This window comes from Lactobacillus sp. RTP31084st1_F9_RTP31084_210423, assembly GCF_040919545.1.
Classification (GTDB): domain Bacteria; phylum Bacillota; class Bacilli; order Lactobacillales; family Lactobacillaceae; genus Lactobacillus; species Lactobacillus paragasseri.
In genome coordinates, this window is sequence record NZ_JBCOVH010000003.1 from 115,811 (window position 1) to 127,912 (window position 12,102).

The 12,102-nt window shown below is 34.7% G+C and carries 12 protein-coding genes; 2 read left to right on the forward strand and 10 right to left on the reverse strand.

Annotated features, from left to right (window positions below):
* Positions 1–4: 4 nt before the first annotated feature.
* Together AB5359_RS07905 and AB5359_RS07910 are read right to left on the reverse strand one after the other, a co-directional pair.
* Positions 5–1,552, reverse strand: coding sequence for an ABC-F family ATP-binding cassette domain-containing protein (locus AB5359_RS07905; RefSeq protein WP_048686201.1), 1,548 nt, complete (start codon positions 1,550–1,552; stop codon positions 5–7).
* Positions 1,553–1,560: 8 nt separating this feature from the next.
* The gene (locus AB5359_RS07910) at positions 1,561–1,953 is read right to left on the reverse strand and encodes a hypothetical protein (RefSeq protein WP_003649972.1); all 393 of its coding nucleotides are present in this window, start codon (positions 1,951–1,953) and stop codon (positions 1,561–1,563) included.
* Positions 1,954–2,175: 222 nt separating this feature from the next.
* Here AB5359_RS07910 and AB5359_RS07915 point away from each other — a divergent pair, with 222 nt between their 5' ends.
* A complete protein-coding gene (locus AB5359_RS07915; protein ID WP_020807069.1) occupies positions 2,176–2,445 on the forward strand; it encodes a hypothetical protein in 270 nt (89 codons plus the stop codon).
* Between the two features lie 104 nt (positions 2,446–2,549).
* Here the strand turns inward: AB5359_RS07915 and AB5359_RS07920 are convergent, their stop codons facing one another.
* Entirely contained in the window at positions 2,550–3,674 is a 1,125-nt protein-coding gene (locus AB5359_RS07920) for an LCP family protein (protein ID WP_048686198.1), read from the reverse strand.
* Positions 3,675–3,837: 163 nt separating this feature from the next.
* Between AB5359_RS07920 and pepF the strand changes: the two genes are divergently transcribed.
* A complete protein-coding gene (gene pepF, locus AB5359_RS07925) occupies positions 3,838–5,649 on the forward strand; it encodes an oligoendopeptidase F (protein WP_048686197.1) in 1,812 nt (603 codons plus the stop codon).
* Positions 5,650–5,707: 58 nt separating this feature from the next.
* Here pepF and AB5359_RS07930 read toward each other — a convergent pair whose 3' ends face one another.
* The 7 genes from AB5359_RS07930 to AB5359_RS07960 all read right to left on the reverse strand — a co-directional run bounded on the left by AB5359_RS07930 (position 5,708) and on the right by AB5359_RS07960 (position 12,093).
* Positions 5,708–6,580 (reverse strand): Rpn family recombination-promoting nuclease/putative transposase, encoded by an 873-nt coding sequence (locus AB5359_RS07930; protein WP_126327936.1) that lies wholly within the window; start codon positions 6,578–6,580, stop codon positions 5,708–5,710.
* 144 nt (positions 6,581–6,724) lie between these two features.
* The gene (locus AB5359_RS07935; RefSeq protein ID WP_077410531.1) at positions 6,725–8,248 is read right to left on the reverse strand and encodes a lactate permease LctP family transporter; all 1,524 of its coding nucleotides are present in this window, start codon (positions 8,246–8,248) and stop codon (positions 6,725–6,727) included.
* A gap of 107 nt (positions 8,249–8,355) precedes the next feature.
* Positions 8,356–9,147: a metal ABC transporter permease gene (locus tag AB5359_RS07940; protein ID WP_003649965.1), complete on the reverse strand. Its 792-nt coding sequence runs from the start codon at positions 9,145–9,147 to the stop codon at positions 8,356–8,358.
* On the reverse strand, positions 9,147–9,806 hold the full coding sequence (locus AB5359_RS07945) for a metal ABC transporter ATP-binding protein (protein ID WP_003649964.1): 660 nt from the start codon (positions 9,804–9,806) through the stop codon (positions 9,147–9,149). Before AB5359_RS07945 ends, AB5359_RS07940 begins: the two co-directional genes overlap by 1 nt.
* Before the next feature lie 34 nt (positions 9,807–9,840).
* Complete coding sequence (locus tag AB5359_RS07950) at positions 9,841–10,740, reverse strand: metal ABC transporter solute-binding protein, Zn/Mn family (protein ID WP_039157672.1); 900 nt, start codon at positions 10,738–10,740, stop codon at positions 9,841–9,843.
* Between the two features lie 258 nt (positions 10,741–10,998).
* Positions 10,999–11,277, reverse strand: a complete 279-nt coding sequence (locus AB5359_RS07955; protein ID WP_048685579.1) for a helix-turn-helix transcriptional regulator — start codon at positions 11,275–11,277, stop codon at positions 10,999–11,001.
* Between the two features lie 30 nt (positions 11,278–11,307).
* Complete coding sequence (locus AB5359_RS07960; RefSeq protein ID WP_048685582.1) at positions 11,308–12,093, reverse strand: Cof-type HAD-IIB family hydrolase; 786 nt, start codon at positions 12,091–12,093, stop codon at positions 11,308–11,310.
* Positions 12,094–12,102 lie beyond the last annotated feature (9 nt).

Below are 12,102 nucleotides of genomic sequence, written 5' to 3' on the forward strand. Positions count from 1 at the left end.
TTATCTATTCATTATTCATTTTTTCAATATCGATTGTCTTGTCAACCCAGTTTCCTCTAAAGAAGTCTCTTTCGTGACTTACAATAATTACTCCACCTTTAAACTCAACAATCGCCTTTCGCAAAGAATCTTTAGTAGCAATATCCAAGTGGTTAGTAGGTTCATCTAAAAACAATAAATTAGATGGTTCAAACTGCATCTTTGCTAGTTTAACCTTTTCTTGTTCTCCACCAGATAACTCCCTTAAGGGACTCATTGCTTGCTGAGCCGTCAAACCCATTCTAGCTAAAGCTTGACGTAATTCTCTAGGACGCAATCGTGGAAATTCTTCTTGTAAATATTGCAAGGGCGTCATATTTTTATTGGGCCAAACGAGATCTTGCTGAAAATATGCCAGCTCAGCAGTTGAAGATAATTCAAAATTACCATAAATTGGTTTCAATTTTCCTAGCAATGTCTTCAATAAAGTAGTTTTCCCAATTCCATTAAAACCGGTTACTGCTACCTTTTCACCATTTCCAACAGAGAAATTAAATGCTGACTTAACTAACGCCTGATCATACCCAATTACCAAATCCTGAGTTTGCAGCAGCAAGTTTGAAGCTGTATCAACATAGGGGAAAACGACATGCGCTTTTTTATTATTTTGTGGTGGCGTTAAAATATCCATCTTTGCTAGTTGCTTTTCCCGCGACTTAGCACTCTTAGATCTTGAACCAGCTTTATTCTTTCTAATATATGCTTCAGTCTTTTTGATTTTTCGTTGCTGATTGGCATAAGCTTTTAAATAACTCTCTCGGTCAGCTTCTTTTTGGCGTAAGGCATGTTTTAAATCCCCGCTATAGCGAGTAATGGTGCCAAAATCAATATCAATAATGCAGTTGGTAATTCTCCCTAAGAAATCATAATCATGTGATACTACAATAAAAGCTCCTTCAAAATCATTTAAATAATCAGCTAACCAATCAATGTGGTTAACATCTAAATAGTTCGTCGGTTCATCTAAAACTAAAACATCAGGATTTTGTAAAAGAAGTTTAGCCAAAATCAATTTAGACCGCTGTCCACCAGAAAGCTTAGCTACATCTCGCTCATAACCTAAATCAGCTAAGCCCAGTCCTGTTGCTACTCGGTCAATCTTAGTATCAATATCGTAAAATTCCTTTTCTTCAAGGAGAGTTTGAATTTTACCGGCTTTTTCTAAGAGAGAGTCATCCCCATTTTCACCATATTTCACATAAAGGTCATTCAATTCTTTTTCTTTTTGAAAAAGATCGCTAAATGCTGTTTGTAAAAACTCTTTAATTCCTATACCTGCTTTAAGTTTGGCATACTGGTCTAAATAACCGACATGGAGTTTATTTTGCCACTTAACCTCGCCCTCATCTTGGGTAATTTCACCAGTTAGAATCTTAATTAAAGTCGATTTACCAACTCCATTTTGCCCAGTTACCCCCATATGGTCTTCTTTATTTAAAACAAAATTTGCGTCTTCGTATAAAGTTTTATCAATAAAAGTTTGGCTTAGATTTTTAACCGTTAATAAGCTCATTATTTCCTCTAGTCTAGATTATTTTCTTGATCTTTTAATTTATTTTGTTGCTTAGCATCATATTCTTGCAAAGCATTCAACACTCTTGGCCATTGTCTTTTAGGAATAATTAGTTGGAGTTTATTATGATAAATTGGAAAATCACTGGCTTTCATCCCTGTTATTTTTGCTAGTTCTTCATCTGTTAAATGATACTTGGCTACAATGGCTTTAATTTCATAAGATGCATGTCCTCTAAAATATGAAAGAACATAAAAGAATGCCGCAAAAATACCTGCACTTAAAATAGCCATCGGCAGAGAAAAATGAAATGTCCGTTGCGCAATAAAAAACACTGCAATAAATGCAATCAGTGCAGAAATTATCCCGTAAATGACTGGAAAATACTTATTTTGCTTCATTTTTTATCATCCTTTTTATTACACTAGTTTTTCAAATATTACATTCAATTTACGCAAATAACTTTTTTGTAAAAAAATGTAAATTGTGTTTTATTTTACTGCAATAATCCTCTTATATAATACAGTTTGTTAAGTAAATTAAAAATGACTTTTTAAATATCATTAGTGTAACACGATTACCATTCAATTATTATTAAATTTAAACTTAAAGGAGTAAACACTTTGACACATAAGAAGGGAATTTCAGTAGTACTTATTGCCCTACTAGGTTGCGGTTTTCTTACAAATTCAGTTACTTCCAAAGCAGCTGACCAAGATACTAATTTTAATGTTTCTAAAAGCCTAGTTGAAAATACAATTAAACCAACTCTTCTCAGTAAAAAATTTAAAGAAGAACAAATCAAAGAATTTAGAGAAAATAAATTAGTAGAAATTAAGTTTGAAGAAAAAAGAATTAATCATGAAAATTCTAATTCTCAATTAGGTAATTAAAACTTTGCCAACAAGAGTTGCAGTTATCAGACAAAATCACTAAGATAGAATCATCAACAGATATCTTAAAAAAAGCAGTTAGCGAAACGCTAACTGCTTTTTTCTTAATTTCCATCCCATGGAATCGTATCAGAATCTTTATCATAAATAACATAATTTCTAAAGTCTTCTGGATCATTCCAATCTAGACCTTGCTGTAAGCTATTTTGTCTTGTTTCTTGATTACGTAATCTTTCTTTCTTTAAACCTAAGCTAGAACGGACCAAATCTGAGACGCGTTGTAATTCTTTAGTAGAAGCTACTTGCATTGCAGCAGAGCCAATCCAAACATTATGTCCATGAATATAGCCACTCTTAATATCCTGCGTACAACTACGATAGTTCATTGCAATTGAAAGCATATCATCAAAAGCTAGGTTAGTTTTAACATACTTGGCAAAGACTTTGAGAATCTTACGATAATTTGTGATTGAGTTAACTGACATTCCTTTACGTACAATGTCATTAATGACCTGTCTTTGTCGCATTTGTCGGCCGTAATCGCCCTTAGGATCTTCTTTACGCATTCGAACGTAGTCTAGAGCTTCTTTACCATTCAAGTGCTGCTTACCCTTTTTGAAATGCGTGTGATAAGTAAAGGTAAATGGAACATTAACATCTACCCCTCCTAAGGCCTCTACCATGCTCTCTAAGGCTTCCATATTAACTTCCATATAATAGTTAACTGGGGTATTTACTAGTGCTCTAACCGTTCGTGTAGCTCCTTTACTGCCACCAATTTGATAAGCTGAATTGACCCGGAACATGTAGTATCTTCCTTCACCCTTGCCATCTCCCTTAATATCAGCTAGCAAGTCCCTAGGAATTGATGTCATCGTTGCTTCTTTTTTCTGCGGATTCATAGTTGCTAAAATCATCGTATCTGAATTTCCGCGATCGTGCCTACCTTCAATTCCTTGGTCAACACCAAGAATTAAAATAGAGATTGGCTTCTTCTGAGAAATTAACTGCGAAGTTTTTCCAGTCCCGCGATAAGCCTGCTGCACCGAACTCATAGCTGAGAAATAAGCATGAGCAAAATAGGCTACGCTTCCGCAAACAAGTAGAATTGTTAAGAGACCTACCAGGCGAGCAAAGTTATTTCCATTCTTAATATCTTTTTTATTCGCCGCAAAAACATTATTTCTTTCTAGTTTTTTATTTGGCTTATTAGGTTCATCTGGTCTCATTAATTTTTGACTCCTCTGGCTATTAGCTTACCTTTTCATATTACAAAAATCACTGGCTAAGCACATTAGTTTCATTATTAAAAAATTTTTATTTTTTAGCAAGCGAAATAATGTTCTATAATGGTGATTAATAAAATTTGTATCACAGAAAGAAGGAAAAAATATGGCTCTTCCAACAAGAAATGAAGTATCCGATGATCTTAAGTGGGACTTAAGTCGTGTTTTTAAGAACGATCAAGAATGGGAACAAGAATATAAGCAGGTTGCACAAGAAATCAAGAACTTAAGTAAATTTAAGGGAACACTTGCCAAATCTGGTAAAGATCTTTACGAAGGAATTACAGCAATTTTAGCTGTAAATCGACGCTTAGAAAAAGTATATGTTTACGCTACAATGTCAAGCGATGTAGACACAAGCAATAATCATTACCTCGGTTTTGTTGCTAAAGCACAAAGCTTAGCTAATCAAATGAGTGCTGCAATTGCTTTTGTCGATCCTGAAATATTATCTATTCCAGAAGAAACCCTTGCTAAGTTTATGCAAGATGAACCACGTTTAGAAAATTATCGACACCGCCTTGAACAGATTACGCAAAAACGTCCTCATACCTTGCCAGCAAATGAAGAAAAAATCATTGCTGACGCTGGAGATGCAATGGGTACATCTGCTAATACCTTCAACGTCTTAACTAATTCTGATATGGAATATGGCTACGTCCAAGATGAAGACGGTGAAATGGTTCAATTATCTGACGGGCTATATTCACTTTTAATCCAATCTCAAGACCGCAACGTCCGTAAAAACGCCTTTGACGTGATGTATGCAAGCTACGGACAGTTTGAAAACAGTCTTGCTTCAACTTTATCAGGCGAAGTAAAAGCTCACAATTTTAATGCTCGCGTACATAAATACAATTCGGCTAGAGAAGCTGCTTTAAGTGAAAATAGTGTACCAACAGCTGTTTACGATACATTGATCAAGGAAGTAAATAGCCACCTTGACTTACTTCACCGCTACGTTGCATTAAGAAAGAAAATTCTAGGCTTAAAAGACCTTCAAATGTACGATATGTACGTCCCATTAACCGGGAAGCCAGTTCTTTCTTATAACTTTGAGGAAGCAAAAGAAGAAGCAAGAAAGGCTCTAGCACCATTAGGAGAAGACTATTTAAAACACGTTGATTATATTTTTAATAACCGCGTAATTGATGTGGTTGAAAATCAAAACAAGGTTACTGGTGCATATTCAGGTGGTGCTTACGATACTGATCCATATGAACTACTTAACTGGGAAGATAACCTTGATTCACTCTACACTCTAGTCCATGAAACTGGTCACTCTGTCCACTCTTGGTACACAAGAAACACTCAACCTTATGTCTATGGTGATTATCCAATTTTCGTTGCTGAAATTGCTTCAACTACTAATGAGAATATTTTAACCGAGTATTTCTTAGATAAAATTACTGATCCAAAGACCCGTGCATTTGTCTTAAACCATTATCTGGATTCGTTTAAAGGCACACTCTTCCGTCAAACTCAATTTGCGGAATTTGAACAATTTATTCATGAAACTGATGCTAATGGTCAGCCGCTAACAGCTGACGTACTCGATGAATTTTATGGCAACTTAAACCAAAGATACTATGGAGATAGCGTAGAACCTGGTGGAGAAATTGCTATGGAATGGTCACGTATTCCTCACTTCTACTACAACTTCTATGTTTACCAATACGCAACAGGTTTTGCGGCTGCAACTGCACTTGCTAATAAAGTTGTTCACGGTACTGAGCAAGAACGTGATGCTTATATTAATTTCTTAAAATCAGGATCTTCAGATTATCCAACAGAAATTATGAAACGAGCTGGCGTTGATATGACTAGGGCTGATTACTTGAGGGATGCTTTTGATACTTTGGAAAAACGTCTTAATGAATTTGAAAAAATCGTTAATGAATTAAACGCTGAAAAGTAGGATTCACATCTAAATAAGCTGGTAGATTTAATTTCTACCAGCTTTTTCATTAGCTATTTTATTTATACATGGCGACAATTTTTTCTAACTCTTCATTAGGAATCAATTTCAAATTTCTAACAAATTCTGTAGCTTGTTCTAAGGTGCTACCATTATCCATTTGATTCTCAAGAATAACTTTGGCAGAATCTACTTTTCCTTGTTCTACACCGTCTTTTCTACCTTCTGCATATACTACTTTCCCTGCTATTTTAGCAGCAGCCTGTTCACGTTCTAACATTCTTGTCTCGTAAAGCATAATCTTCTCCCTCGTTTCCGGATCTTCGTTAATTTCTTTAATTCTTCTTTGCGCGTAATCGAAATGTTTATTTAATTTAACTGGCTCATTATTCATCAGTTTAGCTAGAGCTTTTAATTCTTCGCTTTGACCTTCAGCTGAAACTTGTGAATTAATGATAATCTTTGTCACGCCATCTTGCAATTGCTTTGATCTATCTTGATCAGAATAAGTATGGTACGACTCGTAAAATTTATCATCTTTCTTGGGTTTAAAATTACAAAGAAAAATAATGAAGGCGTCTTTCAAATTTCGATAGGTCTTTCCTTTATTTAAAGTATAGCGTAGATCAAGTCTTGAAAGATAGTAGCGCAGGCGTCTACCAATATCATCCTGATCCGTTGTTTGCATTTCTATATTAAACACGCGTCCTTCATGGTCTGTGACTAATACATCAAGTCGAACTTCTTTAGCCTTATTCTTGCGCTCAGAATTATTAATCTCAACTTGCTTATCTAACCAATCAATCTTCTTGATCTTTAGATCTGGAATAATAATTTCAAGCAAATACTTGCAGAATTCCTTATTTTCCATCACCATCCCAAAGACCTTATCTTCCGTGAACCCAAACCGGGGTTCAATCTTTTTTACCATATGAGTAAATCCTCTCTAAAAGATATTCGAGGAGTCATCCCATATGTTTATTACGCAAAGTGAAGATGTTTTTTCTGAAAAAATACTATTATATTCCGATAAACAAAAAAGTTCTTAACCCCAATGAAGTTAAGAACTTTTTCATTACACCAACTTAGTCAAGAAACCAACTAAATAAAGAAATACACAAGTAATCAACAAGTATAAGCTTCCCCACTTAACGGTTTCTTTCAAAATTTTTCCCTCTAAGCCTTCTTTATTAATCGCACCAGTAGCTACTGCAATATTCTGCGGTGATAGCATCCCTGCCGTAGCTCCTGTCATATTCGACGCTACAATCCAGTACTTACTTACACCCAAAGATTGAGCAGCCGAATATTGTAAATTACCAAACAAGACATTAGCTGAAGTAGCAGACCCTGTTAAAAATGTACCAAGTGCTCCAATTAACGGTGCAAATAATGGATAAGCTGGTCCAAGCAAACTTACTAATGCTAAAGCCAAGGCATTTGTCATCCCCGCATAAACCATTACCTTAGCTAGACCCACAATTGCACACACTGTAATAGTCGTCATGCCAATTGTCTTTAAAACATTGACAAGAATTTTGAACATTTTATTAAAGCTTAAACCCTGGATTTTTCCACCAATTAAGCCAGCTAATAAAATCAATGTTCCTGGAGAAGAAAGCCAGTTAATTGGAAGATCATTTGGATTCTTTCCTAAATAAACATGTAAATGGGTAGTTACACTAGTTAAGAAGTTATTCACAGGTGGACAAAGGGACGAAGCAAGTAAAACAAAAACAAATACTAAGATGAATGGCGAGCAAGCTTTTATAATCTCGCTAATACTTTCATTTTCTACTTCTTCTACTGCACCAGTTTTTCGCTTTGTGAGCCACACTGTAATTAAAATTGAGAACAATGATCCCACTAAAGCCGGAAGTTCTGCACCAGTAAACTTAGCAATGATGACTTGCGGAATTGCCATTCCCACTCCCGACATTAAAGTAATAAAGACAATTCCCTTAAGTGCTTTAACACTTTTACCAGTAAGAATTACCAAGATAAACGGTACTAAAATAACCAAAATGACCAGCTGTAAAGTTACAATAAAGCCCAATTGCACATCATTAAGATTAGTTACTTCGGCTAAAGTCAGAACTGGCAAGCCGATTGCTCCAAAGGCTGTGGCTGTACTATTAGCAACTAAGCAAATTACAGATGCTTGAATTGGCTCTAAGCCTAATGAAATCAAAATACCAGCACAGATTGCCACTGCTGTACCAAAGCCAGCAATCGACTCAAGAAATCCCCCAAAGCCCCAGGCAATTATTAACACTAAAATTCTTTTATCAGTGGTAATAGACGATAGCAACGTTTCAATCGTCTGCATACTCCCTGATTCAGTTGTAATCTGGTAGACAAAAAGCGCCGCCAAAATTACATACATAATTGGCCAAATTCCCATTATAATACCTTCCAAAGCTCCAGAAAGAGTATTAATTAGGGGTTGTTTAAACATTAAAACAGCGTCCGCGATCGTAATAATTAATCCAATCGTACATGCTCTTGAAGCAGACATCCCAATAATTCCAAGCGAGATTATTAACCAAAGAATTGGTATCAATGCCCATAAGAAATTTATCCACATAATTTTCCTCATTTAAAAAAGTAATACTATTTAATTTTATCCTTTTTCCACATTTTAAGGAAATTTAAAAAACAAAAAAACCTACAAAAAAGCTTCTGCTTTTGTAGGTTTCACAAAGATTACTTTTTAATTGCATGTACGCCATAAACGAATAAATAAATTCCAACTTCAATAATTGAAATAAAGAAAGTCACTGGCAAATTAGTTACATATCCTAAAACTAATCCTGCCCAAACACCAACTAAGGCAATCCCAACTGACCAATATAACATAGCCGGGATTGTTTTGCCTAAATAGCGGGCACTTGAAGACGGCAAAGTTAATAAGATAAAGACCAATAATGATCCAACAACTTGCGCACCAATTGAAACAGCTAAGGCCAAGGCAATTAAAAATACTACCGAAACTAAACTTGTATTAATATGATGGCTAATTGCACCAACATGGTCAAACGAATCATAATTCAACTGTCTTAAAACTAAGAAAATGATTGCTAAAACAAAGAGAGACAGGATAACTAATTGAATAACTCCCTCTCTATCAACGCCAATAATTGAGCCAAACAAGATATTAGTAGCATAGCGACTATTACCACCAGCAATAGCCAAAAATAGCACACCTAGGCCAATGAATAAGGCTGAAATTGCACTTATTGCGGATTCCTTCTGGTCGCTTTTCATTGATAATTCACCAACGCTAATTGAACCAAGCAAGGTAAAGAGAACCATTCCCCATAAAGGAACCCAGCCAATCCACACTGCGAAAGCAGCCCCAGCAAAGCCAATTTCTGAAAGAGTATGGGCTAAAAATGAAAATCCTCTAGCTACAACATATACACCGACTATTCCACAAGTAATGGCAATAAAGGTACTAGCTAGAAATGCATAACGCATAAAATCATACGCAAACATTATTCTTCACCCACCTCCTCAGTTAAGTCTTTAATTTTACCAGCTACTAGACCTTTGTCTTTAAACAAAAGATAGTCCTTCATATATTTCTTTGCTAAAGGAATATCATGAGTTGTGAATAATACAGTCATTGCATGCTTTTCATTCAAATGCTTAATTAACGACATCAATTCTTCTTTAGCAACAGGATCTAAACTAGCGGTTGCCTCATCTAAAATAATAAAATCTGGCTTGTCTAGTAAGGCTTGAGCTAAATATGCGCGTTGTTTCTGACCACCAGAAGCCTCACCCATTCTGGTATTTTGAATATCTAACAGATGAGTTTCTTTTAAAATTTGATTTACTCTTGTCTTTACTTGGGCATTTTTAAACAAAGGAGTATTGAGTTCTACAAAAGCCCTAATTGAAAGTGGGTAATCAGCATCCAAATTTCTAAACTGAGGCACATAACCAACTTTAGTATCAGTTGCAAATTTAAACGAGCCTGTTGTTGCTTGTAGCATTCCCATTAAAATTCTAATTAGGGTTGTTTTACCTGTACCATTTGCACCAAGTAAGGCCGTCATTGATCCCCTAGTTAAGGCAAAATTCAAGTCCTTAAAAATTACCTTATCTTCAAATTTCATTCCCAGGTCTTTAACAGTTAAGATATTAGTCATCTCACCCTTCCTCTCTTTATTTCATAAACTGATCCTATTTATTTTCGATATTAGCTAGATTTTGATAATTTTCCTTCATCCAAGTTAAGTAAGTAGTGTGATTTGGGATAGTTTCACGAACGTTTAGAACTGGAACACCATTCTTTTTGGCTAGCTTAACAAAAGATTTAACCGTTGAGCTGCTTGCCTGCGTATTATTAACAAAAAAGGCTATTTTCTTTTCTTTAATATCAGTATTCATCTTGTTAATCATCTTAGGACTTGGATCTGTACCATTCTCAATGGCTTCTTCAAATTCCTTGTCGCCTATCTTATAACCCGCTTCCTTTAAAGCATAATCAAAAACGGGCTCACTAACAAAGACTGGCTTTTTATTGCTCTTATCAGTCTTAACTAGCTTCTTAATTTTATCAACCTTAGCTAAATACTTTTTACCATTAGCCTTAAAGTAAGCTGCATGCTTCTTATCTAGCTTAGATAAGCGTTTAACTAAATAATCCACATACTTAGTTGGCATATTTAAATTGTACCAAATGTGAGGATTATCGCCGTTCTTTAATCCCATTAAGTCTTCACCAACTAAAACTGGCTTTTTATTAACAGATTTAGCTAACTTATTCATCCATGAGTCATACCCTAAGCCGTTAGCAACAATAATATTTGCCTTAGTTAACTTCTTAGCATCAGCAGTTGTTGGATCAAAATCATGTGGGTCAACACTACTTTTATCAATAATTGCTGTAGCTGTACCATATTTTCCAACAATATTTTTAGCAATATCTGAATAGACATTAGTTGTTGTAACGATCGAGATCTTATCTGATTGGCTAGCCGCTTCTTTTTTATTGGCACATGCTGTAGTCACAAGCGCTAAAAGTCCCACTAGCCCAATAATAGAAATAAATTTTGTAATTTTAGATTTAATATTTTGCATATATTTTATCCTCCTGTGCAAAACAAAAAAGCATTAAGTTAGAAAATTCAGCATAAATTCTAACTTAAAGTTAGACTAAGCTACTTTTTTTATTATGTCAATAATTTTTAGATAGACAAATAGCACCAAGACGTCTCAGACTTGATGCTATCAATAAGTGTAAATAATAAAAATTTTGCTGAATTTTTAATTTAATGCTTTTCTCTAAAATTACATCTTTATATAAACATATTTTTATATCTTTGTCAAAAGAGATTATTAAAACTCTTCCTTAACGTGCTGTCTTAAAACATCCAAAATCTTAATTACATGTTTATCTTCTAAACTATAGTACCGCTCCTGCTTAACCTGCTCACTTTTAACAAGTTTAGCTTCCTCTAGTATTCTTAAATGTCTAGAAATAGCCGGCTGACTTACATCAAATTGCTTAACTAAGTTATTTACACTGCTTTTTTGGTGATCATTCAAATAATACAGAATTTGTATTCGAATGGGGTGGTTCAAAGCCCTGGTAACTCGAATAATTTGTTCGTTCAACTCGTTCACCTATCTCAATTTATCATTTAATTATGAGAGTAATTCAAGAATTTTCTTCTGAACACTTGAATCTTCACTTGATCCAATAATTTGATTTGCTGCCTTTTTAGCTTCAGGCAAGGCTGTTGCTGTCGCAAAACTAGTTCCTACGTACTTAAGCATTGCTTCATCGTTTCCGCTATCGCCAAAAGCAATCATCTCACTAGATTTTATCCCTAATTTCTTACCAAGATATTCAAGCCCAACAGCCTTATTCATCCCCTTAGTCTGCATATCAATTGAAGTGCTTGCACCTGCTACAAAATCAATTTGCGAATAAAGTGAACGCAACTCAGCTAGAATAACTGGCATGATTTCAGCTGGGACGTTTAAACTAACTTTAAAAATACGATCATCAATTTCTTTAAAGTTATCAACAACTTGAATTTTATTAAAAAATTTAGTCATCTCTTGAGCAAATTTTTCACCATCACTTTTTCTTACGTAAGCACTAGTTATTCCAGCGACAACTGCTTGATATGGCAAATTTGAAACAATTTTCAACATTAAACCATAATCGTCATCAGATAGATCTGCAATTTTAAGAATCTCTTGTCCATGAGCAACTAAAGCACCATTTTCCGCAATAAAGTATATCTTACGATTATAGTCTGGAAAACGTGAAAAAATATTCTCATACTGATTACCACTCGCAACTACAAATTTAATATCGCGATGTTGCATAATTTGAAATTCTTTTTCAAAGAGTTCCTTATCATAAGTCTTATTTTCTTTTAACCAAGTACCATCCATATCAGTTGCGATAAGCTTAATCATTTTTAATCT

Bases quoted from the DNA above. Each gene is read 5' to 3' on its own strand.
- AB5359_RS07940 (WP_003649965.1), bottom strand. From the start codon at position 9,147: ATGTTTGCGTATGATTTTATGCGTTATGCATTTCTAGCTAGTACCTTT.
- pepF (WP_048686197.1), top strand. From the start codon at position 3,838: ATGGCTCTTCCAACAAGAAATGAAGTATCCGATGATCTTAAGTGGGAC.
- AB5359_RS07930 (WP_126327936.1), bottom strand. From the start codon at position 6,580: ATGGTAAAAAAGATTGAACCCCGGTTTGGGTTCACGGAAGATAAGGTC.
- AB5359_RS07950 (WP_039157672.1), bottom strand. From the start codon at position 10,740: ATGCAAAATATTAAATCTAAAATTACAAAATTTATTTCTATTATTGGG.
- AB5359_RS07910 (WP_003649972.1), bottom strand. From the start codon at position 1,953: ATGAAGCAAAATAAGTATTTTCCAGTCATTTACGGGATAATTTCTGCA.
- AB5359_RS07960 (WP_048685582.1), bottom strand. From the start codon at position 12,093: ATGATTAAGCTTATCGCAACTGATATGGATGGTACTTGGTTAAAAGAA.
- AB5359_RS07920 (WP_048686198.1), bottom strand. From the start codon at position 3,674: ATGAGACCAGATGAACCTAATAAGCCAAATAAAAAACTAGAAAGAAAT.
- AB5359_RS07945 (WP_003649964.1), bottom strand. From the start codon at position 9,806: ATGACTAATATCTTAACTGTTAAAGACCTGGGAATGAAATTTGAAGAT.
- AB5359_RS07905 (WP_048686201.1), bottom strand. From the start codon at position 1,552: ATGAGCTTATTAACGGTTAAAAATCTAAGCCAAACTTTTATTGATAAA.
- AB5359_RS07935 (WP_077410531.1), bottom strand. From the start codon at position 8,248: ATGAGGAAAATTATGTGGATAAATTTCTTATGGGCATTGATACCAATT.